General features: G+C 73.5%; 21 protein-coding genes. 11 read left to right on the top strand and 10 right to left on the bottom strand.

The window, feature by feature from the left end:
• Positions 1–84: 84 nt before the first annotated feature.
• The 5 genes from rimO (at position 85) to N5875_RS10335 (ending at position 3837) form a co-directional block, all read left to right on the top strand.
• Entirely contained in the window at positions 85–1605 is a 1521-nt protein-coding gene (gene rimO, locus N5875_RS10355; RefSeq protein WP_318207580.1) for a 30S ribosomal protein S12 methylthiotransferase RimO, read from the top strand.
• Positions 1602–2276, top strand: coding sequence for a CDP-diacylglycerol--glycerol-3-phosphate 3-phosphatidyltransferase (pgsA, locus tag N5875_RS10350; RefSeq protein WP_318207579.1), 675 nt, complete (start codon positions 1602–1604; stop codon positions 2274–2276). Before rimO ends, pgsA begins: the two co-directional genes overlap by 4 nt.
• Positions 2273–2794: a CinA family protein gene (locus N5875_RS10345; RefSeq protein ID WP_318207578.1), complete on the top strand. Its 522-nt coding sequence runs from the start codon at positions 2273–2275 to the stop codon at positions 2792–2794. Before pgsA ends, N5875_RS10345 begins: the two co-directional genes overlap by 4 nt.
• Positions 2795–2903: 109 nt before the next feature.
• The gene (locus tag N5875_RS10340; protein ID WP_030326330.1) at positions 2904–3287 is read left to right on the top strand and encodes a helix-turn-helix transcriptional regulator; all 384 of its coding nucleotides are present in this window, start codon (positions 2904–2906) and stop codon (positions 3285–3287) included.
• A gap of 280 nt (positions 3288–3567) precedes the next feature.
• Positions 3568–3837: a hypothetical protein gene (locus N5875_RS10335; RefSeq protein ID WP_338493267.1), complete on the top strand. Its 270-nt coding sequence runs from the start codon at positions 3568–3570 to the stop codon at positions 3835–3837.
• On the opposite strand, the gene N5875_RS10330 is transcribed toward N5875_RS10335, so the two are convergent.
• From N5875_RS10330 to N5875_RS10320, 3 genes are all read right to left on the bottom strand, one after another.
• On the bottom strand, positions 3785–4585 hold the full coding sequence (locus tag N5875_RS10330) for an SDR family oxidoreductase (RefSeq protein ID WP_338499139.1): 801 nt from the start codon (positions 4583–4585) through the stop codon (positions 3785–3787). The two genes, N5875_RS10335 and N5875_RS10330, sit on opposite strands and share 53 nt — an antisense overlap.
• Before the next feature lie 140 nt (positions 4586–4725).
• Complete coding sequence (locus N5875_RS10325) at positions 4726–5541, bottom strand: DNA-formamidopyrimidine glycosylase family protein (protein ID WP_338493266.1); 816 nt, start codon at positions 5539–5541, stop codon at positions 4726–4728.
• Positions 5542–5577: 36 nt separating this feature from the next.
• Positions 5578–10227, bottom strand: a complete 4650-nt coding sequence (locus tag N5875_RS10320) for a crosslink repair DNA glycosylase YcaQ family protein (protein WP_318207575.1) — start codon at positions 10225–10227, stop codon at positions 5578–5580.
• A gap of 113 nt (positions 10228–10340) precedes the next feature.
• On the opposite strand from N5875_RS10320, the gene N5875_RS10315 reads away from it, so the two are divergent.
• From N5875_RS10315 to N5875_RS10305, 3 genes are read left to right on the top strand one after another with little or no spacing between them, the layout of a single operon-like run.
• On the top strand, positions 10341–11186 hold the full coding sequence (locus N5875_RS10315; RefSeq protein ID WP_318207574.1) for an AraC family transcriptional regulator: 846 nt from the start codon (positions 10341–10343) through the stop codon (positions 11184–11186).
• 10 nt (positions 11187–11196) lie between these two features.
• A complete protein-coding gene (locus N5875_RS10310; RefSeq protein ID WP_318207573.1) occupies positions 11197–12021 on the top strand; it encodes an AzlC family ABC transporter permease in 825 nt (274 codons plus the stop codon).
• Positions 12018–12326, top strand: coding sequence for an AzlD domain-containing protein (locus N5875_RS10305; RefSeq protein WP_055601382.1), 309 nt, complete (start codon positions 12018–12020; stop codon positions 12324–12326). The genes N5875_RS10310 and N5875_RS10305 overlap by 4 nt, the downstream gene beginning before the upstream one ends.
• Positions 12327–12361: 35 nt before the next feature.
• On the opposite strand, the gene N5875_RS10300 is transcribed toward N5875_RS10305, so the two are convergent.
• A complete protein-coding gene (locus tag N5875_RS10300; protein ID WP_338493264.1) occupies positions 12362–13291 on the bottom strand; it encodes a hypothetical protein in 930 nt (309 codons plus the stop codon).
• A gap of 79 nt (positions 13292–13370) precedes the next feature.
• On the opposite strand from N5875_RS10300, the gene N5875_RS10295 reads away from it, so the two are divergent.
• Together N5875_RS10295 and N5875_RS10290 are read left to right on the top strand one after the other, a co-directional pair.
• Entirely contained in the window at positions 13371–13565 is a 195-nt protein-coding gene (locus N5875_RS10295; protein WP_318207571.1) for a DUF3046 domain-containing protein, read from the top strand.
• Positions 13566–13645: 80 nt separating this feature from the next.
• On the top strand, positions 13646–15082 hold the full coding sequence (locus N5875_RS10290) for an AI-2E family transporter (protein WP_338493262.1): 1437 nt from the start codon (positions 13646–13648) through the stop codon (positions 15080–15082).
• 9 nt (positions 15083–15091) lie between these two features.
• Here the strand turns inward: N5875_RS10290 and N5875_RS10285 are convergent, their stop codons facing one another.
• From N5875_RS10285 to N5875_RS10265, 5 genes are all read right to left on the bottom strand, one after another.
• On the bottom strand, positions 15092–15871 hold the full coding sequence (locus tag N5875_RS10285) for a cytochrome d ubiquinol oxidase subunit II (protein ID WP_318207570.1): 780 nt from the start codon (positions 15869–15871) through the stop codon (positions 15092–15094).
• Positions 15872–15928: 57 nt separating this feature from the next.
• Entirely contained in the window at positions 15929–17275 is a 1347-nt protein-coding gene (locus tag N5875_RS10280) for a cytochrome ubiquinol oxidase subunit I (RefSeq protein ID WP_338493260.1), read from the bottom strand.
• Positions 17276–17437: 162 nt separating this feature from the next.
• Entirely contained in the window at positions 17438–18106 is a 669-nt protein-coding gene (locus N5875_RS10275; RefSeq protein ID WP_318207568.1) for a response regulator transcription factor, read from the bottom strand.
• The gene (locus N5875_RS10270) at positions 18103–19431 is read right to left on the bottom strand and encodes a sensor histidine kinase (RefSeq protein WP_338493258.1); all 1329 of its coding nucleotides are present in this window, start codon (positions 19429–19431) and stop codon (positions 18103–18105) included. Before N5875_RS10270 ends, N5875_RS10275 begins: the two co-directional genes overlap by 4 nt.
• A gap of 132 nt (positions 19432–19563) precedes the next feature.
• On the bottom strand, positions 19564–21201 hold the full coding sequence (locus tag N5875_RS10265) for an IucA/IucC family protein (protein WP_338493257.1): 1638 nt from the start codon (positions 21199–21201) through the stop codon (positions 19564–19566).
• A 41-nt stretch (positions 21202–21242) separates the two neighbouring features.
• Here N5875_RS10265 and N5875_RS10260 point away from each other — a divergent pair, with 41 nt between their 5' ends.
• Positions 21243–22784: an IucA/IucC family protein gene (locus N5875_RS10260; protein WP_338493256.1), complete on the top strand. Its 1542-nt coding sequence runs from the start codon at positions 21243–21245 to the stop codon at positions 22782–22784.
• 42 nt (positions 22785–22826) lie between these two features.
• On the opposite strand, the gene N5875_RS10255 is transcribed toward N5875_RS10260, so the two are convergent.
• Positions 22827–23318 carry a DUF3291 domain-containing protein gene (locus N5875_RS10255; RefSeq protein ID WP_318207564.1) on the bottom strand — a complete coding sequence of 164 codons (492 nt, stop codon included), beginning with the start codon at positions 23316–23318 and terminating at the stop codon, positions 22827–22829.
• Positions 23319–23350 lie beyond the last annotated feature (32 nt).

Below are 23350 nucleotides of genomic sequence, written 5' to 3'. Positions count from 1 at the left end.
CCTCCGGGCCCGTGATGTGACCTCTGTCGCGCAGGTGAACCCTGCGCGACGGGGGAACGGCCGGGACGAAGTAGTCTTGAGCCCATGCCCGAACGCCGTACCGTCGCCCTTGTCACTCTTGGCTGCGCCCGTAACGAGGTGGACTCGGAGGAGCTCGCAGGCCGCTTGGCAGCGGACGGCTGGGAGCTCGTCGAGAACGCCGAGGACGCGGATGTCGCCGTCGTCAACACCTGTGGATTCGTCGAGGCCGCCAAGAAGGACTCCGTCGACGCCCTCCTCGAAGCCAATGATCTGAAGGACCACGGCCGCACCCAGGCCGTGGTCGCCGTCGGCTGTATGGCCGAGCGCTACGGCAAGGAACTCGCCGAGGCCCTCCCGGAGGCCGACGGCGTCCTGGGCTTCGACGACTACTCCGACATCTCCAACCGCCTCCAGACCATCCTCAGCGGTGGCAGTGTCGAGGCCCACACCCCGCGCGACCGGCGCAAGCTGCTGCCGCTCTCGCCGGTGGAGCGCCAGGCGGCCGCCGCCGCGGTCGCCCTCCCGGGTCACGGCGTCGTGGACGCGCCCGCTCCCGCCGCCGTCCCGGCTTCCGCCCCCGAGGACGTACCGAGCGACCTGCCGGACGGTCTCGCGCCCGCCTCCGGACCGCGCGCGCCGCTCCGCCGGCGGCTGGACACCAGCCCCGTCGCCTCCGTGAAGCTGGCCTCCGGCTGCGACCGCCGCTGCTCCTTCTGCGCCATCCCCTCCTTCCGCGGCTCGTTCGTCTCGCGCCGTCCCTCGGACGTGCTGAACGAGACGCGCTGGCTCGCCGAGCAGGGCGTGAAGGAGGTCATGCTGGTCTCCGAGAACAACACCTCGTACGGCAAGGACCTCGGCGACATCCGGCTCCTGGAGAGCCTGCTGCCCGAGCTCGCCGCGGTCGACGGCATCGAGCGCGTCCGCGTCAGCTACCTCCAGCCCGCCGAGATGCGCCCCGGTCTGATCGACGTCCTCACGTCGACCGACAAGGTCGTGCCGTACTTCGACCTGTCCTTCCAGCACAGCGCCCCCGACGTGCTGCGGGCCATGCGCCGCTTCGGTGACACCGACCGCTTCCTGGAGCTCCTGGAGACCATCCGGGCCAAGGCCCCGACCGCCGGTGCCCGCTCCAACTTCATCGTCGGCTTCCCCGGCGAGACCGAGGCCGACTTCGCCGAGCTGGAACGCTTCGTCACCCACGCCCGCCTCGACGCCATCGGTGTCTTCGGCTACTCCGACGAGGACGGCACCGAGGCCGCCACCTACGAGCACAAGCTCGACCAGGACGTCGTCGACGCGCGCCTCGCCCACCTCTCCCGGCTCGCCGAGGAGCTCACCGCGCAGCGCGCGGAGGAGCGGATCGGAGAGACCCTTGAAGTACTGGTCGAGTCCGTGGACGACGAGGACGGCGTGATCGGCCGCGCCGCGCACCAGGCGCCCGAGACCGACGGTCAGGTGGTCCTCACCACGGCCGGCGGTACGAGCCCCGACCTGGCTCCGGGCCGTATGGTCGTGGCCAAGGTCGTCGGCACGGAGGGCGTCGACCTGGTGGCCGAGTGTCTTTTCGAGGAGGCAGGCAGATGACCGGAGTCCCGGCATCCGCGACGGGCGGGACCGGTAGGCCGGCGCCCCGCGGCAAGCTGGGCACGGCGGCCGTCAACCAGGCCAGCCTGTGGAACATCGCCAACATCCTGACCATGATCCGGCTCGTGCTCGTGCCGGCCTTCGTGCTGCTGCTCCTCCAGGACGGCGGTCACGATCCCGCATGGCGGGCCTGGGCGTGGGCGGCGTTCGCCGTCGCCATGATCACGGACGTCTTCGACGGGCACCTCGCCCGTACGTACAACCTGGTCACGGACTTCGGGAAGATCGCCGACCCGATCGCCGACAAGGCGATCATGGCGGCGGGACTCATCTCGCTGTCCTCGCTCGGGGACCTGCCGTGGTGGGTGACCGGCGTCATCCTCGCCCGCGAGCTGGGGATCACCCTGATGCGGTTCTGGGTGATCCGTCACGGGGTCATCCCGGCCAGCCGCGGCGGCAAGATCAAGACGCTCGCCCAGGGCACGGCGGTCGGCATGTACGTGCTGATGCTCACCGGGCCGCTCGCCACCCTGCGCTTCTGGGTGATGGCGTTGGCCGTCGTGCTGACGGTCGTCACCGGTCTGGACTACGTCCGCCAGGCGGTCGTGCTGCGCCGCAAGGGCCTCGCCGCCGAGCGGGCCGCCGCGCGCTCGGAGGCGGCGACGCGATGACCGCGGCCGCCCGGGTGCTGGCGCTGCTCGCGGAGCGTGGTCACACGCTGGCCGCGGCGGAGTCGCTCACGGGCGGACTGGTGGCCGCGGAGCTCACCGGAGTGCCCGGTGCCTCGGCCTCCTTCCGGGGGTCGGTCACGGCCTACGCCACGGCCCTCAAGCAGGAGCTGCTCGGTGTCGACGCGGCCCTGCTCGCCGAGCGCGGAGCGGTGGACCCCGAGGTCGCGCTGCAGATGGCGGCCGGTGTACGGGCCCGGCTCGGCGCGGACTGGGGGGTCTCGACGACCGGGGTCGCGGGGCCCGATCCGCAGGACGGACAGCCGGTCGGAACCGTCTACGTGGCGGTCGCGGGCCCGGCCGCGACGGGCGCCCGCGCCGGGAAAGTGGTCTCGTTGAGGTTGAACGGCGACCGCGCGGACATCCGTAGAGAGAGCGTACGGAGCGTGCTGGAACTGCTCCATGAGGAACTCTCGGGAAATGCGCGGGCACAGGATACGGAACACAACGGGGGGAATTGATGTTTGCAGCCCTGAGTGAACACGACATCGCTCCCCGCACGGCCGCAGCGCGAGGCGGTACGGTGGGGCGTGAAGGATGCGGCTACGCGGTCCGAGGAGGGAGCCACCGATGATTCTGCTCCGTCGCCTGTTGGGTGACGTGCTGCGTCGGCAGCGCCAGCGCCAAGGCCGTACTCTGCGCGAAGTCTCCTCGTCCGCCCGAGTCTCGCTCGGCTATCTCTCCGAGGTGGAGCGGGGGCAGAAGGAGGCTTCCTCCGAGCTGCTCTCCGCGATCTGCGACGCGCTGGACGTACGGATGTCCGAGCTCATGCGTGAAGTGAGCGACGAGCTGTCACTGGCCGAACTGGCCGAGTCGGCAGCGGCGAGCGAACCGGTGCCGACGCCGGTACGCCCGATGCTCAATTCGGTGTCGGTGACGTCGGTGGGCCGTGTGCCCACCGAGCGGGTGACCATCAAGGCGCCCGCGGAAGCGGTGGACGTCGTCGCCGCCTAGTCGTCGCCGTACGAAAGCGATACGGGTCGAGCCCCGGTCGGTGCCCCATGGGGGGCGCTGGCCGGGGCTTTTCTCTTGCTTCCGCGATGGAGCGCATTGTCGTGGAGTGGCTTGTCGGCGAGTGAATGACTGTCGAGTGAATTGCCTGAGATGCCGGGTTCCGGTGCCTCGTGCCATGGTGGGGGGAACGTACGACTGGGCCGTGTGCGCCGGGTTTGCCTCCGGTGCGCCCTCCCGCAGGGTGATCCTGCCGGTCTAGCGTCGACGGCAGGAGGCGGCCATGGTACGGCGACGGATGCCGCCGGCGACGCTCGCGCTGGTCGCGATCGGGCTGGTGGCCGGGGGGCTCTGGTGGTGGGCGGTGCTGCGCCTGCTCCTGGTGCCGGGGGAGTCCGGCCCGGTCGAGGGCGCGGTGGCCGCGGGCGGCTGGGGGCTGAGTCTGCTGCCGGTGCACGTGGCCGCCTCTTCGGGACGTCCGGGGGCCCTCGCCCGGCGGATCACCAGGGCATCGCGACGCCGCCGTTGGGGCGCAGGATCTGGCCTGTCGTGAACGCGGACGCGTCGGACGCGAGGTGCAGGACGGCATGAGCGATGTCCTCGGCCTCCCCGACCCGGCCCAGTGGTGAGTGACGGATCATCGCGGCCTCGACCTGCTCCTGGGCGGCCGGCTCGTGCCGGTCCGTCATGGGGGTGCGGATCCATCCCGGGGCGACGGCGTTGACCCGGATGCCGTGACGGCCCGCCTCCGTCGCCAGCGTCTTCGTCAGCTGGACGACGGCCGCCTTGGTGACGCTGTAGCAGAGCAGGCCGGGGCTCGCGGTGTCCATCGCGCCCGAGGCCATCGTGACGATCGAGCCGGGAACGCCGGCCGCGATCATCGAGCGGGCCGCCTCCTGGCAGGCGTAGAGCACGCCTTTGAAATTGACGGCGAGGACGCGGTCCAGATCCTCGTCGCGGGTCTCCAGGACCGAGCTCGTGTGCATGATCCCGGCGACGGCGACCATGACGTGGAGGGGGCCGGCCGCGCGGACGGCGGCAGCGAGGGCGGCGCGATCGGTGACGTCCAGGGGGTGCGGGTGTGCGGTGCCGCCCTCGCGGGCGATGAGGGCGACCGTCTCCTTGAGGCCCGGCTCGTCGCGGTCCGCGCAGTGCACGGTGGCGCCCGCCTGGGCGAGGAGGACGGCGGTGGCGCGGCCGATGCCGCTGGCGGCGCCGGTGACGAAGGCGGTGCGGTGGGCGAGGTCGTAGGCGGGGAGGGGCGACTTGTTCGCCGCGGCGGTGGTCGTCGGGGGCGTCATCGGCGTCGTGGGCGTCGTGGTTGTCGCGGTCGGTGCCGTTGGTGCGGTCGGTGCGGTCGGTGCGGTCGGTGCGGTTGGCGCGGTCGTCGGGTTCGCCTTGTCCGTCATGGTCGGACCGTAGGACTGGAACTGACGGGTCGTCAATTGTCGGGGGTGGTCTCGTTCTCGGGACCGCGCTGGCAGCCGGGGCACCAGAAGGTGACCCGGTCGCCGAGTTCCGCCTTGCGGATCGGGGCGCCGCAGCGGAGGCAGGGGTGCCCGGCGCGACCGTAGACGTGCAGCGGGGTGCCCGGGTGGCGCGTGGTGGTGGTGCGGCGGTCGGGGCGGTCCTTGTTCGCGTCCAGGAGGCGGTGGGCGGTCGCGACCAGGCGCGCGGGGACATCCGGGCGGAGGTCCCCGACCGGGAGCCAGGGCGTCACGCCGGCCAGGAAGGCCAGCTCCGACTTGTACACGTTGCCGATGCCGGCCAGGTTCCGCTGGTCGAGCAGGGCCTCTCCGAGCGAACGGGTGGGCTCCGCCGTCAGCCGACGGGTCGCCTCCTCGGCGGCCGCGGCGTCCCACTCGGGGCCCAGCAGGTCGGGGCCCAGGTGGCCCACCGCGTCCGGCTCGTCCGCCGTGCGGATCAGCTCCAGGACCGGAAGGCGGTAGCCGTACGCGGTGTGGTCGGCGTTTCCGAGGATCGCGCGGATCTGGTGGTCCGGGCCGCCGCGCGGGCGCTCCCCGGTGGCGTACACGCGCCAGGCGCCGTCCATCCGCAGATGGGAGTGGAGGGTGAGGCCGCCCTCCACGCGGGCGAGGAGGTGCTTGCCGCGGGGAGTGACGTCGAGGAGGGTGCGGCCGGTCAGGTCGGCGGTGGCGAAGCGGGGCACCCGGAGGTCCGAGCGGGTCAGGACCCGGCCGGCGAGTGCGGAGTGCAGGCGGTGGGCGGCCTGCCAGATGGTGTCTCCTTCGGGCACGGTTCCATTGTGGGGCTGGAGCGGAGTGAGTGGTTCTTACGCGCGGAGGCGGAGGCCTCTCGGGGTGGCGACGAAGCCCGCCTTTTCCAGGGGGCCTGCCAGGGGGGACGTCAGGGACGTCGCGCCGTTGATCCGTTCCACCGTCACTGTGCCCAGAGTGCCCGCCTTCGCGGATGCCGCCAGGGCTTCCGCCGCGGCCTTCAGGGACGGGTCGTCCGGATCCGTCTGCCAGGACAGCAGCGTCTTGCCGCCGCGCTCCATGTAGAGCGTGAGCTCGCCGTCGACCAGGACCACCAGGGCGCCCGCCTTGCGCCCCGGCTTGTGGCCGGCGCCCGTCGGGGGCTCGGGCCAGGACAGGGCCGCCCCGTAGGCGTTCGCCGGGTCCGCCGCCGCGAGGACCAGCGCGCGCGGGCCCGCCGCGGCCTCCGCGCCGCGGTCACGGGCGGTCGCGGCGGCCCGGAGGCGGTCCACGGCCCCGTCCATCGCGAACTGGGCCGCGCCGAGACCCTCGACCACATAACCGCGCCGGGCCTGCCCGCTGTCCTCGAAGGCGGCCAGGATCCGGTACGTGGCGGAGAAACCGCCTTCCACCCCCTCGGCGGCCACCGCGCCCCGGGTGACCACGCCGTGCCGGTCCAGGAGGGTGCGGGCGAGGGCGTGCGCCCGGTGGGTCGGTTCCGGTTCCGGCGGGGGGAGGAGGGACCAGCGGCCGGAGACCGTGGGCGGGCCGGTGCGGGAGACGGGGCGGGCGGCCGCCGTCAGCGTGCCGTACCGGCCGCGCGGGACCGTGCGGCGCGCGCGGTGGGCGGTGGAACCGGCCGTACGGCCCGAACCGAGGACCGAGCGCAGCGGGGCGAGGGTGTCGTTGGTCAGACGGCCGGACCAGGCCAGGTCCCAGAGGGCGTCCGCCAGCTGCGGGTCGGTGGCGTCCGGGTGGGTGGTGGCCCGGATCTGGTCGGCGATCTGCCGGAAGAACAGGCCGTACCCGCCGGAGAGGGCCGTGAGCAGCGACTCGTGCAGTGCGGACAGCTCCAGGGGATGCGGCTGCGGGAGGAGCAGCGGTGCCGCGTCCGCCAGGTACAGCGAGACCCAGCCGTCCTTGCCGGGCAGTGCCCCGGCTCCCGCCCAGACCACCTCGCCGGTGGTCGTCAGCTCGTCCAGGAGCGCCGGGGCGTAGTCGCGGACCCGGGACGGCAGGATCAGCTTCTCCAGGGCCGAGGCGGGTACGGGGGCGCCCTGCAGCTGCTCGATCGCGCGGGCGAGGCCGTCGATTCCGCGCAGGCTGTTGCTTCCCAGGTGCTGCCACTGCGGCAGGAAGGTGGCGAGGGCCGCCGGGGGCACCGGCTCCAGCTCGTGGCGCAGGGCGGCGAGAGAGCGGCGGCGCAGCCGGCGCAGGACGGTGGCGTCGCACCACTCCTGGCCGATGCCGGAGGGGTGGAACTCGCCCTGGACGACGCGGCCCGAGGCGGCGAGCCGCTGGAGGGCGCCGTCGGTGACGGCGGCGCCCAGGCCGAAGCGGGTGGCGGCCTGGGAGGAGGTGAACGGGCCGTGGGTCCGCGCGTACCGCGCGAGGAGGTCGCCCAGCGGGTCCTTGACCGGCTCGGTGAAGGCCTCCGGGACGCCGACCGGCAGGGCCGTGCCCAAGGCGTCCCGGAGCCTGCCCGCGTCCTCGATGGCCGCCCAGTGCTCCCGGCCGCCGATCCGCACCCGGATCGCCCGGCGTGCCGTCCCGAGCGCGGGTGCCCAGCCGGCCTCGGCGCCGCGCTCGGCCAGCTCGGCGTCGGTCAGCGGGCCCAGGACCCGCAGCAGGTCGGCGACACCTTCCGCGTCCTTGATGCGGCGGTCGTCCGTCAGCCACTGGAGCTCCCGCTCCAGCTCCGTCAGGACGTCGGCGTCGAGCAGCTCGCGCAGCTCCGCCTGGCCCAGCAGTTCGGCGAGCAGCCGGGAGTCCAGGGAGAGCGCGGCCGCCCGCCGCTCGGCGAGCGGGGAGTCTCCCTCGTACAGGAACTGCGCCACGTAGCCGAAGAGGAGCGAGCGGGCGAAGGGGGACGGTTCGGGGGTGGTGACCTCGACCAGGCGGACCCGGCGGGCCTCGATGTCGCCCATCAGCTCCGTCAGACCGGGGAGGTCGAAGACGTCCTGGAGGCACTCGCGGACGGCCTCCAGGACGATCGGGAACGAGCCGAACTCGCTGGCCACCTGGAGGAGCTGGGCGGCGCGCTGCCGCTGCTGCCAGAGCGGGGTGCGCTTGCCGGGGTTGCGCTTGGGCAGCAGCAGGGCGCGCGCGGCGCACTCGCGGAAGCGGGACGCGAACAGCGCGGAGCCGCCCACCTGGTCGGTGACGATCTGCCCGATCTCGCCCTTGTCGAAGAGGGCGTCGGCCGCGCCGACGGGCGCCTTGTCGGCGTCGAACGTCGTGTCGAGGTGGCGGCCCGGGTCGACCGGGTCGTGGTCGAGGAGGTCCAGGCCCATGTCCAGGCCCATCAGGTCCGCGTCCGGCAGGCGCAGCACGATGCCGTCGTCCGCGTGCATCACCTGCGCGTCCATGCCGTACCGCTCGGCGAGGCGCGCGCCGAGCGCCAGCGCCCACGGGGCGTGCACCTGCGCGCCGAACGGGGAGTGGATGACGACCCGCCAGTCCCCGAGTTCGTCCCGGAAGCGCTCGACCAGGATCGTCCGGTCGTCGGGCACGTGGCCGCAGGCCTCGCGCTGCTCCTTGAGGTACGCCAGGACGTTCTCCGCGGCCCAGGCGTCCAGGCCGGCGGCGAGCAGCCGCAGCCGCGCGTCGTCGTCCGGGAGCGCGCCGACCTCGCGCAGGAACGCGCCCACCGCCCGGCCCAGTTCGAGCGGGCGGCCCAGCTGGTCGCCCTTCCAGAACGGCAGCCTGCCCGGCACCCCGGGCGCCGGCGTGACGAGCACCCGGTCCCGGGTGATGTCCTGGATCCGCCACGAGGTGGTGCCGAGGGTGAACACGTCGCCGACCCGGGACTCGTACACCATCTCCTCGTCCAGCTCGCCGACCCTGCCCCCGCCCTTCTTGGGGTCCGAACCGACGAGGAACACACCGAACAGGCCCCGGTCGGGGATGGTGCCGCCCGAGGTGACGGCGAGCCGCTGCGCGCCCGGCCGACCCGTGACCGTCCCGGCGACCCGGTCCCAGACCACGCGCGGGCGCAGCTCGGCGAAGGCGTCCGACGGGTAGCGGCCGGCGAGCATGTCGAGCACGCCGGTGAACGCCGACTCGGGCAGCGAGGCGAACGGCGCCGCCCGGCGCACCAGCGCGAGCAGGTCGTCCACCTGCCAGCTGTCGAGCGCGACGATGGCCACCAACTGCTGGGCGAGGACGTCCAGGGGGTTGGCGGGGATCCGCATCGACTCGATCGCACCCGCCCGCATCCGCTCGGTGACCACGGCCGCCTGCACCAGGTCGCCCCGGTACTTGGGGAAGACCACGCCCGTCGAGACCGCGCCGACCTGGTGCCCTGCGCGGCCCACGCGCTGGAGTCCGGAGGCCACCGAGGGCGGCGACTCGACCTGCACGACCAGGTCGACCGCCCCCATGTCGATGCCCAGCTCCAGGCTGGACGTGGCCACCACGGCGGGCAGCCGGCCCGCCTTCAGGTCCTCCTCCACCTGGGCCCGCTGCTCCTTCGACACCGAGCCGTGGTGGGCGCGGGCGAGCAGCGGCGGGGCGCCCTGGGCGGCGCCGGACTGGGCCATGATCTCGGCCGGGGGAGCCCCGTCGGGGAGGGGTTCGCCGGTCGCCCGCTCGTACGCGATCTCGTTGAGCCGGTTGCACAGGCGCTCGGCGAGACGGCGCGAGTTGGCGAAGACGATCGTGGAACGGTGGGCCTGGACGAGGTCGGCGATCCGCTCCTCGACGTGCGGCCAGATCGACGGCTTGTCGCCGCCGTCCTTGCCCTCGGATGCGGGGGAGCCTCCCAGCTCGCCCATGTCCTCGACGGGGACGACGACGGAGAGGTCGAACTCCTTGCCCGAACGCGGCTGCACGATCTCCACGGCGCGCCCCGGCGACAGGTACCGGGCCACCTCGTCCACCGGGCGGACCGTGGCCGACAGGCCGATCCGGCGCGCGGGGCGGGGCAGCAGCTCGTCGAGCCGCTCCAGGGAGAGGGCCAGGTGCGCGCCCCGCTTCGTGCCCGCGACCGCGTGGACCTCGTCCAAGATGACCGTCTCCACGCCCGCGAGGGCCTCGCGGGTGGCGGAGGTCAGCATCAGGAAGAGCGACTCGGGCGTGGTGATCAGGATGTCCGGCGGCCGCGTCGCGAGCGAACGGCGCTCGGCGGCCGGGGTGTCACCGGAGCGGATGCCGACCCGGATGTCCGGCTCGGGAAGGCCGAGCCGCACCGACTCCTGCCGGATGCCGGTCAGCGGCGAGCGCAGGTTCCGCTCGACGTCCACGGCGAGGGCCTTGAGCGGTGACACGTAGAGCACGCGACAGCGCTTCTTCGGCTCGGCCGGCGGCGGTGCGGCGGCGAGCCGGTCGAGGGAGGCGAGGAAGGCGGCCAGGGTCTTGCCCGAGCCGGTCGGAGCGACGACGAGCACGTCGGAGCCCGCCCCGATGGCGGTCCAGGCGCCCTCCTGCGCCGCCGTGGGCGCGGTGAAGGCCCCGGTGAACCAACTGCGGGTCGCGGGGGAGAACGAGTCGAGCGCGGACCTGACCATGTCCCCCATCGTGCACCCCGGCACTGACAACCGCCCGGACCTGGGGATATCCGGACCCGGGGATGTCCGTACGCGCCACGACGGCCCTCCGGGCCCTGCCGCAGAATGGAGGCATGGCGAGTGGGGAGCGGGCACGGTACTGGCAGTACTCCGAGCTGCCCGGGGTCGACCTGCTGCACGCCCACTACATCCACAAGGCCTTCGCCCGGCACACCCACGAGACCTTCGTCTTCGCCGCGATCACCGAGGGCGTCGAGGCCTTCCACTACCGCGACGATCTCGTCCACGCGGGCCCCGGGCAGATCGCCCTGGTGAACCCCGACACCCCGCACACCGGGCACGCGGGCGTGCCCGAGGGCTGGACGTACCGGACGATCTACCCCGACGCGGAGATCGTGCGGTCCATCGCCGCCGACACCCTGGCCCTGCGCGGCTCGGTCGGTTTCACCACGCCCGTCGTGGACGACCCGTACGCGGCCCGGCTCGTCGTCGGCGTCCACCGGGCCGCCGAGGAGGGCAACGCGCTCGCGGCCGACAGCCTGCTGCGGCTGGTCACCGCCCGGATGCTGCGCAGTCACGGCGGGATCGTCACCCCGCTCCCGCCCCGCTCGGCGGGCGCCCGGAACGCGGCACGCGCGCGTGCCGTCCTGGAGGACCGCATGATTGAGCCGCCGACCCTGGAGCGGCTCGCCACGGACCTCGGCACCAGCCCCTTCGCCCTCCTCCGGGCCTTCCGGGACGTGTACGGGATGCCGCCGCACACCTGGCTGACCGACGCGCGCGTACGCCGGGCCAGGCGGCTGCTCGACACGGGGACGCCACCGGCGGAGGCGGCCGCGGCCGTCGGCTTCACCGACCAGTCGCACCTCAACCGGCATTTCACCCGCAGCGTCGGGGTGCCGCCGGGGGCGTACCAGCGCGCAAGAACGTACAAGACCGGGCCGCCGAGGCTGCCGTAACGTCCCTGACGTGGCAGAACAGACAGCACCTCCCGTCATACGCGACGGCGCACCGAACCGCCCCGAAGGCACATCGAACCGCCCCGACGGCGCACAGAACCGCTCCGAAGGCGCACCGAACCGGCCCGACGGCGTACCGGCCAAGCCCGACGCCGCCGTCGTCCGGGACGCCCTCGGGGTCGGCATCGCCGTCGGGCTCTCCGGCTTCGCCTTCGGCGTGACCTCGGCGGGCTCCGGCCTCAGCGTCCTCCAGACCTGCGTCCTCAGCCTGCTCGTCTTCACCGGCGCCTCGCAGTTCGCCCTGGTCGGAGCGCTCGCCGCGGGCGGCAACCCCTTCACGGCGGCCGCCGGGGCCTTCTTCCTGGGCACCCGGAACGCCTTCTACGGGCTGCGGCTCTCCCAGCTCCTCGCCGTACCGAAGGCCGTCAGGCCGTTCGCCGCGCACTGGGTGATCGACGAGACCACCGCCGTCTCCCTCGCCCAGCCGACCCGCCGGGCGGCCCGCATCGGCTTCACCGTCACCGGACTCACGCTGTACGTCCTGTGGAACGCCACCACGCTGCTCGGGGCGCTCGGCGCCGAGGCGATCGGCGACACCGCGGCCTGGGGGCTCGACGCGGCCGGGCCCGCCGTCTTCCTGGCCCTCCTCGCCCCCATGCTGAAGTCCGCGACCGAGCGGGCCACCGCCGGGATCGCCGTCCTGCTCGGCCTCGGGCTGCTGCCCGTGCTGCCCGCCGGCGTCCCGGTGCTCGCGGCGGCCCTCGCCGCGCCCCTGGTGCTCTGGTTCCAGGGCCGTCGGATGGGCCCCGCCGGACGAGAGAAGGACTCCCGATGAACGTCTGGATCGCGATCGCCCTGACCGCCGCCGGGTGCTACCTGGTGAAGCTGGCCGGCCTGCTCGTACCCGCCGGAGCGCTGGAGCGCCCGCTGGTCCAGCGGCTCGCCGCCCTGCTTCCCGTGGCGCTGCTCGCCGCGCTCACCGCGCAGCAGACGTTCAGCACGGGCGGCACCGTCGTCCTGGACGCCCGCGCCGCCGGCCTCGCGGCGGCGGCCGTCGCCCTCGTCCTGCGGGCACCGTTCCTGGTCGTGGTGGGCGCGGCCGTCGCCGTCACGGCGGGGGTACGGGCACTGGGCTGGTGAGCCCCGCCGACGCGACCACGCCCCGCCGCCCGAGGTCAGTCGAGCGGGCGGCCGTGGGCGCGTAGCGTGCGGAGGGCTTCCACCGTGACCATCGGGCGGCATTCCAGAGCCGTGCCGGGGGCCCACGTGCGCCAGCGGATCGGCCAGCCGCCGTCCTCCTGCTGGTCCGAGGCGAGCCGGTCGAGCGAGCGGGTCATCTCCTCCTCCGTGAACCAGCGGGTCGCCAGGGAGTCCGGCACGCGCGCGTAGTCGTGCGGGAAATGCAGTTCCCGGGGTGCGTACCCGTCCGCCACGGGATAGTCCTCCTCCCGGTCCGGGTCCAGGACGGCGAGCCGCTGGTCCCGGACCATGCGGCCGAGGCGGTCGGCGGCCGCCTCCGCACGCGCGCGGTCCGGGGCCCCGTCCAGGAAGGCGACGGCCGCCTGGACCTCGTACGGGTGGGACTTCTCCAGGGCCTCCACCGCCGACCAGCAGAACTCGGTCGCCCGGAACAGCCACGCGTGCCAGACCTGGTTGCGGTGCAGGACCCCGACCACCGGGCCGGTCGTGAGCAGCGCGCTCGGCGGGGAGTCGACGACCGGGACGAACGGCGCGGACGGGTAGGCGCGCTGTGACGGGTGGATCGCGGGGAGCGCGCCCTCGTGGGTCGACACGTCCGTCAGGTAACGGCAGATCCGCTCCACGCGCAGCCCGCCGCAGCGGCCGATGGAGTCCAGCACGCGCAGCGCGTGCGCGGTGTGCAGGGGCTGGCTGACCGGCCCGCGGAGATCGGGTTCGAGCGCGTGGCCGTAGCCGCCGTCCTCGTTGAGGTACGCCGAGAGGGCCGTCTCCACCTGATCCGCGCCGCCGCGCAGGAAGTGGTAGGCGAACCGGCGCTGTTCCAGGACGCGGGCCGTCAGCCAGATGAAGCGCTCGGCACGGGCGAGGGGGGTCTCGGGCGGGGAGGAGAGCGGTTTTTCGGCCATGCTCCGACCGTAGGGCGGAAAGTCGCGGTGACAAGGGCTACGGAGCGGGCTGCACTCTTGGGAGCGTGATACTGGGGTCATGCGGTTGACGATTTTCTGGGAGCGGATGGCGGACCACTTCGGTGCGTCCTATGCCGAGTCCTTCGCACGTGACCATGTGATGGCCGAGCTCGGAGGCCGGACGGTGCACCAGGCGCTGGACTCCGGCTGGGAGACGAAGGACGTGTGGCGGGCCGTGTGCGCGGCCGTGGACGTCCCCGCCGACAAGCGGTGACCGGTCGGGCACGACAGGTGGCCGAAGGGGAGGCAGGGGGTCCGGGGTGGAATGTCCGTGCCGTGCGCGAGACTGGCGGGGTGGCTCCTCCGACTGACGACACCGACGGCTCCGACCTGACCGCATCGACGGATTCGACCGCATCGGCGGATTCGACCGCCGTGACCGGAGCGACCGCCGCGACCGCGTCGGCCGGAGCGACCGCCGCGACCGCCGCGACCGCGTCGGCCGGATCGACCGGACCGGTCGCCGCGTCCGGAGCGGCCGAACCGGCCGCCTCGGCCGCCTCCGCCGTTTCCGCGACGTCGGGCGGCAGAGGCGACGGCGGTGGCCCCGCGCCCGTGTCCGCCGGCCAGGCGGCCCGGATGCCGCGATGGCTGCCACGGGCGCTCGTCCTGGCCCTCGCGCTCTACTCCGTCTTCCTCCTCGGCAACTGGGCCTTCCACCAGCTCGTCGGCCTCCTCGTCAACATCCTGCTCGCCTTCTTCCTGGCCCTCGCCATCGAACCGGCGGTCGGGCGCATGGCGGCGCGCGGGATGCGCCGGGGGCTCGCGACCTTCCTGGTCTTCTTCGCGGTCCTGATCTTCAGCGTCGGCTTCGTGGTCCTCCTGGGATCGATGCTCGCCGGCCAGATCGTGGACATGGTCGAGAACTTCCCCAAGTACCTCGACTCGCTGATCAACTGGATCAACCAGAACTTCCACACGGACCTGTCGCGGGTCGAGGTCCAGGACAGCGTCCTGAGCTCCGACTGGCTGCAGAAGTACGTCCAGAACAGCGCGTCCGGCGTTCTCGACGTCTCCGCCACCGTCCTCGGCGGCCTGTTCCGGCTCCTGACGATCTTCCTGTTCTCGTTCTACTTCGCCGCCGACGGGCCCCGGCTGCGGCGCGCGCTCTGCTCCGTCCTGCCGCCCGCCCGCCAGACCGAGGTACTGCGGGCCTGGGAGATCGCGGTCGACAAGACCGGCGGCTATCTGTACTCGCGCGGTCTCATGGCCCTCATCTCGGGCACCGCGCACTTCGTGCTCTTCGAGATCCTCGACGTGCCGTACGCGCCCGCGCTCGCGGTGTGGGTCGGCCTGGTGTCGCAGTTCATCCCGACCATCGGCACCTATCTGGCCGGCGCGCTGCCGATGCTGATCGCCTTCACCGTGAACCCCTGGTACGCGCTGTGGGTGCTCGGCTTCGTCGTGATCTACCAGCAGTTCGAGAACTACCTGCTCCAGCCGAAGCTGACGTCGAAGACGGTCGACATCCACCCGGCGGTGGCCTTCGGCTCGGTCATCGCGGGGACGGCGCTGCTCGGCGTCGTCGGCGCGCTGATCGCCATTCCGGCCGTCGCCACCCTCCAGGCCTTCCTCGGTGCCTATGTGAAGCGGTACGACGTGACGGACGACCCGCGGGTCCACGGTCACCGGCGGTACGGGGAGGCCGTGGTCGCGCGGCTGCAGAAGGCCCTTCACCACAAGAAGGAGGCCGCACAGGAGTCAGGGCAGTTCCGTCCCGAGGATTCCTGACCCTGCCCCTCAGAGGTACGACGGCCCGGTGACCCGGTGCCGGAAGGTGTGCCAGATCCACGCCTGGACGATCACGAGCAGCGGCGTGACGACCACCAGGGCGGGCACGAGCAGACCGAGCGTGGCGGGGGACGCCGCCCGCTCGGCCAGCGGCAGCGCGGTGCCCGCCCAGAGCGGCAGCCCGCCCATCAGGACCGCGGTGAGCGCGAAGGACTGCCAGGGGCGCCCGGCGCGCCCGACGAGCCTTCGGGCGCGCTCGTACGGCAGTCCCGTGAGCCGGAGCGTGGCGAAACCGAGCCCGTGCGCGGCGAACAGCGCGGCCACGGCGAGGGCGGTGAGGAGGGCCGTGGCGCCGGTCGCGGGCGCGAACGGCCGTCCGGTGAGCAGGGCGGCGAGCAGCCACCCCCAGGACATCGCGACGGTCCAGCTCCCGCAGGTCACTGCTGCGTCGCAGGCCGCGCGCCAGCGCGGACCCGGGCCGCGGCCGCGGGACCAGAGGCCCGCGTCGCGGACGATCCAGCCGGTCAGCAAGGCCACGAGGACCGGGAACTGGCCGCTCAGGAGCTCGCCTTCGAGGGCGGGGAAGCAGCCGACGAGGACGCCGACGGTGGCCACGAGCCAGACCTCGTTGCCCAGGAAGAACGGGGCGAACGAGGCGAGGACGAGCCGCCGCTCGCGGTCGTTCCGGCCGAGCCAGGGCGTGAGCATGCCGGTGCCGATGTCCGCCCCGGCGAGGACGAACCAGCCCGCCGCGAAGAAGGCGAGCAGGGCGATGGCCAGGGTCTCCACGGGGGCTCCTCGGGCTTTCCTGGGGGAGGGAGGGAGGCGACGGGGGGAACGGAGTGTTCAGTAGCGGGGGGCCGGGAGGGAGTCGGCCGGGTCGGGTGTGCCGTCCCCGCCGTCCCCGCCGTCTTCGCCGGGCTTCCTGCCCCCGTGCCCTTCCCCGCCCACGCCGGGCCGTTCGTCGTGGCCGAGGCCGGCGTCGACCGGGCCCCGGCGGGCATGGCGGGTGAGGAGCCAGGCGTTGAGGACGGCCAGCAGGACGAAGACCGTGGTGAAGACGGTGAGGGAGAGGCGCATGGTGCCGGGGGAGAGGTCCGAGACCGCGTCCTCCGTCTTCAGCAGCCCGTAGACCACCCAGGGCTGCCGCCCGGACTCCCGGAAGACCCAGCCGCTGATCATCGCGATGTACGGCAGCGGGACGGCCGCCATCAGGACGAGATGCCACAGGCGGAACCGGAAGACGACCTTCCTGAATGCTGCCAGGATCACCCCGGCGAAACACAGGTACATCATCAGCGCGAAGCAGATCAGCATCACCAGTGCGCCGCCTCGGGTCCACGCCTCCGAGGGCACGTAGTCGCCGGGCCCGAAACGTTCCGTCAGCTCCGCCTGGACCCGCGCGATCTCCGCGGTCGTCCCGCTGAACACGGCCGACTTCATCGGCTGGAAGGCGTCGAGGACGGCGAACTGCACCCCGCCGAAGACGGCGGTCACCATCAGCGCGGGCGCCGAGAGGAACACCCCGATCCGCAGGCTGCGGCCGAAGAACTCCCACTCCGGGCTGCGCCGGAACAGGTGGTACGCGCTCACCCCGGCCATGAAGAACCCTGCCGTGAGCAGCGCGCCCGCCACGATGTGACCGAAGGCGAGCAGGGCGGAGGGGTTGGTCAGCACCGCGACCGGGTCGTCGAGGACGAGCTCGCCGTTCTCGGAGCCGTACCCCACGGGGTGGTTGAGGAAGCCGTTGGAGACGAGGATCCAGTACGCCGAGACGTAGGCGGTCAGGACGACGATCCAGATCGCGGCCAGGTGGGCCCAGCGGTTGAGCCGGTTCCAGCCGAAGATCCACAGGCCGAGGAAGGTCGACTCGACGAAGAACGCCACGATCGTCTCGACGGCGAGCGAGGCCCCGAGGATGTTGCCCGCCTCATGGGTGAGCCCGCTCCACGCCATGCCGAACTGGAACTCCATGACCAGACCGGTGACGATGCCGACCGCGTAGTTGATCACGTACAGCTGGCCCCAGAACCGCACCATGCGCGCGTCCTGCGGCTTGCGGCTGAACGTGGCCCGTGTCTGGAGCACGGCGACGACGGTCGCGAGCCCCAGAGTGAGGGCGACGAAGAGGAAGTGGCCGCCCGCCGTGAGGGCGAACTGCAGCCGCGCGAGATCGAGTACGTCCTGGTTCACCCGATCAGCGTCGGCGTACGGTCAGGGGCGTGGCGTCACCCCCGGGTGGACAGTCGCCGTACCCCAGCGGTTGCGCCTGTCCACGCGCGCGTACCCCGTGAGTTGTGCCGAGCGGTTCCCCTCACCTAGGGGTCGGGACCCCGCCGAGGGGGCCTGCTCCGGTCAGGCCAGCCAGCCCGGCGTGATCATCCCCGACTCGTACGCCAGGATCACCAGCTGCGCCCGGTCCCGTACGGCCAGCTTGGTCATGATCCTGCTGACGTGGGTCTTCGCGGTCGCGGGGGACAGGACGAGGCGGCCGGCGATCTCGTCGTTCGAGAGCCCGGCGCCCACCAGGCCGAGGACCTCGCGCTCCCGCTCGGTGAGGGCGTTGAGCCGGGGGCTCGGATCGGGCTGCCGGTCGGCCCGGCCCGCGAACTCGGCGATCAGACGGCGGGTCACGGCCGGGGCGATCAGGGCGTCGCCGCGCGCCACGACCCGCACCGCGTGCAGCAGCTCCATCGGCTCGGTGTCCTTCACCAGGAAGCCCGACGCGCCCGCGCGGAGCGCCCCGTACACATGGTCGTCCGCGTCGAAGGTGGTCAGGATGACCACCCGTACCCCTTCGAGCCGTTCGTCGGCGGTGATGCGGCGGGTGGCTTCGAGGCCGTCGAGGACCGGCATCCGGATGTCCATCAGGACGACGTCCGGGCGCAGTTCGCGGGCGAGCGTGATCGCCTGCTCCCCGTCCCCGGCCTCGCCGACGACCTCGAGGTCCTCCTCGTCGGAGAGGATCGACCGGAAGCCGGCCCGGACCAGGGTCTGGTCGTCGGCGAGCACGACACGGATCATCGGGGGTCCCTCTCGGACGCGTCGCTGTCGGATGCGGTGGGTTCGGACGCGTCGCCTTTGGACGCGGTGGGTTCGGACGGCGTGGGTGTGGATGCCGTGGGTGCGGACGTCGTGGGTACGGACGTCGTGGGTTCCGGGAGGGGCAGTCGCGCGTCCACCAGGAAACCGCCGGCGTCCCCATTCTCGGCGCTCAGCTCGCCGCCGAACGCACGGGCCCGCTCGGCCATGCCCCGGATACCGCTGCCGAGGGGGCGACCCTCCGGCGCGCCCTCGCCGTCGTCCGCGATCCGCAGCCGCACCGCGTCCGTGCCCCAGTCGAGGGCGATGCGGACGGTCCTCGCGCCCGCGTGGCGGGTGACGTTCGTCAGCGACTCCTGCACGATCCGGTACGCGGCCAAATCGACGGGCGGCGGAAGGGGTACGGGCGTGCCCGTGACGTCCGTACGGACATCGAGACCGGCACTACGCGCGCGTGCGACGAGATCACCGAGGAGCGCGAGACCCGAGGAGGACGGGGCCGTCGGTGTCGGCTCGTCGGTACGGCGCAGCACCCCGAGGGTCGCCCGCAACTCGCGCAGCGCGTCCTTGCTGGTGGACTTCACCGCCTCCAGGGCCTCGGTGGCGGTGACGAGCCCGGCCTCCGGGGCGGGCCCCTTGCCGAGGCGGTGGAGCGCGGCGCCCGACTGGACGTTGATCAGCGAGATGCTGTGACCGAGGACGTCGTGCACCTCCCGGGCGATCCGCAGCCGCTCCTCGGTGGCGCTCTGCCGGGCCCGCGCCTCCTGCTCCCGCTCGGCGGCCAGCGCCCGCTGCTCCACCTCGTGCAGATAGGCGGTCCGGGTGCGCTGGGCCCGGCCCACCGCGACGAGGCTGATCAGCCAGCCGGCCAGCATGACCAGCGACGTGTCGTCGATCTGCCGGTGCCCCGGCCGCTGCCGGATCTCGCCGAGCCCGACCGCGAGGAGGGTGACAGCGGCCAGTGCGACGGCGGCGGCGAAGCGGCCCTCGGCGGCGGTCGTGTACAGGGCGAGTGCGAAGGCGATCATCAGCGGGCCGTCCTGGGCGGACAGCGGGTAGTAGACGACGCACGCGAGCAGCGTGACGACGGAGACGGCGACCGGCTGCCGCCGTCGGAAGTACAGGGCTCCGCACCCGACCAGGATGAGTACCCAGCCGAGCACCGTACGGCCGGTGGGCTCACTCGCGTACTGCGCGGACACGAGCGTCCAGACGGCGACGACGAGCAGGACGACACCCGCCACGGCGGCATCGGCGGCCCGTGGCGAAAGACGCCCGCCGCCCGGGGAAGGGAGGGGGAGGGACATGCGTCGAAGGATAGGCGGGGGACGGTTGGGGATCACCGTGCTGCCCTGGGTCCCGGGGTACGGGATCACTCGCGTGGTACGGGGGGTCCGGGCGCGTCGGGGACGGGACCACGGCCCGGATCGGGAGCCCGGTCAGGGCCGGGGCCGAGGCCGTTCGGAGGTCTGGGCGGTCGTGAGGGGGTTGGGCACCGGGAGGTAGTGGGGCGCGGTGCCCTCCGCGCGGAGCCAGCGGGAGAGCAGGTTGGCCTTGCCCGGGACGGTGGGGGAGCCGAGCAGGGCCTTGATGTCGGGGAGGGCGGGCAGCCGGCCGCCCCGCTCGAACTCGGCGCGGGCCATCGCCCACAGCGCGGCGGCGGACCCCGGGAAGCGGTGGGCGAGGGCGCCGGCGATCTCGGAGAGGTTGTTGACGACGAGGCAGTACACGAGCCTCCGCCAGGCCGCCGAGCGCGGCATCTCGGGGATCGTCTTGGCACCCTCCGCGTCGCGGAAGACGGACTGGACGGGAGTGCCGTGGGTGTCCACGGCGATCAGGGTGTTCTGCAGGTGGCACTCCACGACGACGCCGAAGCGGGCGAACGCCTCCAGGACGGGCGCCACGACGCACCGCAGATACGCCGCCCACCAGGGCCGGGGGTCGCCGATCCGGTCGAGGGGGTTGCCGGGGAAGCCCTCCGCGAGCGCGGCGGCCAGCACGGCGGTCGAGCCGGGGGCCAGATGGCGGTCGAGGCCGTCCCGGACGAGGACGGCGCAGGTCTCGAAGAGGCCGTCCACCGTGCGGTAGCCGCGATCGCTGAGCCAGGACGCCGGGCCGTCCATGGCGGCGAAGGCGGCGGTCACGACGGGGTCGGTGCGGCGGACCTGGAGCAGCTCGTGGCGTCGCATCCGGCGGATGTCGTTGGTGATCCGGACGTCGAGACTGAACTTCAGGAACATGTCCCCGGCCTTCCCGGGCTCCCCGGCCTTCCCGGCATTCCCGACCTCCCCGGCTCCGGAGGTCCGCGCGGCGTCCCCGGGAACGTGCAGGGTGCGGACCGAGGACGTCGGCCGGGCGGCCCCGGGCGTGATGCCCAGGTGGACGAGGCGGCCTTCGGCGAAGGCGGTACGCACGCGCGTGGTGCGGTCGGAGAGCGCGAGCTGCCAGGGGTGGGCCGGAAGCAGCCGGTAGCCCGGCGGTGCCTCGCCGAGCGTGTCCAGGGCCCGGGTGTCACCGTCCTCGACCACCGCGTCCTCGCGTACGCCGAGCAGGACGAGCGGGAACTGGGCGTACGCCTCGGGCGCGTAGCGCAGCCAGTCGGCTGCCGGGCCCTCGCCCATGCGCGCCTTGGGGGCCGGGTGGTACGGGTGGCCCATGACCAGCGCCTGTTCGGAGCGCAGCCAGGGGTCCTCGGGCGGCGCCACGCGGGCGCGTGCGGCGAGTACGGCCTGGACCGCGGTGCGGCTGGCGGCCATCTCGGCGGCCAGGGCGGGGTTGGCGCGGCCGGTGGACGCGTACATCTCCTGGACGGCGAGGTCGACGAGCTCCGCGTGGCGGAGGCTCCGCCAGGAGCGGCCCGTCCACAGTTCGGGGGCGGAGGGGCGGTGGCCGGGGCGGACGCGCAGGAGGCGGCCGCTGACCCGCAGCCGGTGGACGGCGTACGGGGCGGGGCCGCCCCTGCGGGGCGGGTCCGTGGCGGTGTCCGCCGCCGGGTCCGCGGCCTCGCGGAGCAGGCAGTTGAGCAGGGGCGTCACCGCCAGTGCGTCAGCGGTCCGCGCGAGTGCGTCCATCGCCATCAGTATGTGTGGATCGCGTTCGACCGCGATAGAACAACCGTATGTGCCGAACCGCCGCGGAGCGGACCCTGGCAGCCGAGCTGGACGCCGTACGCCCGGGACTCACGCCCGCGTACGCGGCGGAGCTTCCGGGCGCCAGGGCCGCCGTGCTGACCCGGCTCTGGCGGGGGCTCGTGCACGAGCCGCTTCCCTGGGTCGCCACGCGGACGCCCGACCGCGAGGGCGTCACCCTGCGTCTGGAGGACGGGCGGCGCCTGCGCGGGCCGCACTCGGACCCCTGGGCGACCACGGCGTCGGTGTCCGGGCTCGACCTGGCCGGGGTCCGGTACGACCATCCGGCTGAACTGGTGGCGGCTCTCGCCGTTCCGCAGGGCACGCGACTGGCGGCCGAGCTCGACCACAGTGTCGCTTCGCTGGCCCTCTCCCGCACGGCTCCTCGGCGAGCGGCGCCGCCCGTCCAGCCGTGGGAGTGGGAGCAGGGCGAGACCGACGGGCACCCGTACCACCCGGGCTGTCGCTCCCGGCCCGGATTCTCCGCCGCCGAGCAGCTCGCGTACGCCCCCGAGCACCGGCCCGTGGTGTCCCTGCGGCTCGCCCCGGTCGAGGGCGCGGCGGTGTCGTTGTCGGGGGAGTGGCCGCGCGAGCTGCGCGACGGCTCCTCCGTGCTGATCCCCGTACACCCGTGGCAGGCCCGGCACGTGCTTCCCGGCCTGGGGCTGCGGCCCGGTCCGGACGCCCATCCGCTGCTGTCGCTGCGGACGCTCGACATGGGCGGCGACCGCCACATCAAGACCTCGCTGACCACGCAACTCACCTCGACCGTGCGGGACATCTCGGCGTACACCGTCACCCACTCCCTCGCGACGTCCGAGTTCGTCGAGGGGCTCGCCCGCAGGCTCGACGGCCGGCTGCGCATCGCCCGCACGGTGGCCGCGGCGGGGGCGGGAACGGCCGATCTGGCGGCGCTCCTGCGTGAGTCGCCGCAGGTGCACGCGGACCGGGCGGCCGGGGAGCGGGTCGTTCCGGTGGCGGTCCTTCCCGAGGTCCTCGCGGAGCGCACACCGGGTGAACGGCTCGATCGCGTCGTGGAGTTCGCGCGCCTCGCCCTCGGAGTCTGTCTGGAGCTGCTCGACCTCGGGGTGGCCCTGGAGGCGCACGGCCAGAACCTGCTCGCCGTCGTCGACGCCGACGGCCGGACCCGGCGCCTCGTCTACCGGGACCTCGCCGACATCCGCATCAGCCCCGCCCGCCTCGCCCGGCACGGCGTCCCGGCCCCGCCCGTCAGAGGCCGCCTCCTGAACGACGACCCGGCCGTGCTCCGTCGCAAGGTCCTCGGCAGCCTGGTCACCGGCGCGCTCGGCCCACTGGCCGGCGACGCGACGACCCTCGGCACGGTCCTGGAGACGGCCACCCGGGACCTCACCGCCACGGCGGATCTGCACGCCCTGCGGACGGAACCGCTCCCGGCGAAGGCACTCACGCTGATGCGGCTGGCCACGGCGGGCGGCAGAGGCGGGGAGCTCTGGACGGAGCTTCCGCACCCCTCGGCGGACGGGCGGCGCAGTGGCCGTCATACCGGCTGAAACCGTGGCTCGACGGCCGGGGTTCCGGTCGGCGGGTCCGCATCAGGCGGGCCGCATGTCGTGCTGTGCGGCCTCGGCGGCGCTGTAGGAGGAGGCGAAGGTGAACGCGCGCGGGGACGGGCCGTTCGTCCGCAGGTCCGCCAGCCGCTCCAGGGCCTCGTCGGCGGTCGGGAGGTGTCCGGCGGGGACCCACCACAGCACCAGGTGCGCCTCGACGTGCCGTGCGAACCATTCGCGGCGCCGTCGCATCACCTCCAGGTGCCCGCTGCGGTAGGCGAAGTCCCACAGGGCCTCCTGGGTCTCCCAGACCGACAGGTTGACGATGACGTCCTCGCCCGCCGGGCGCAGGGCGGTGGCGTCGGCCTCGCCCTCCTCCACCAGCCGCCACACGAAGCCGGGTGTGCCGTCGGCGGCGGCGTTGACCGGATCGAGCAGCTCGACGAACGGTGCCACGCGCGGGTCGTCGAGGGGGTGGAGGAGTGTGGCGACGTTGAGTTGGGCGAGGTGGGCGGCGGCGTGCGGGGATGTGGTCATGGCCTCATCCCAGCACGCCGTCGATTTCTATG

This window comes from Streptomyces sp. SJL17-4 (assembly GCF_036826855.1).
GTDB lineage: Bacteria > Actinomycetota > Actinomycetes > Streptomycetales > Streptomycetaceae > Streptomyces.
The sequence above is the reverse complement of the archived record's forward strand: the minus strand, read 5'-3'. Positions and strand labels throughout refer to the sequence as shown.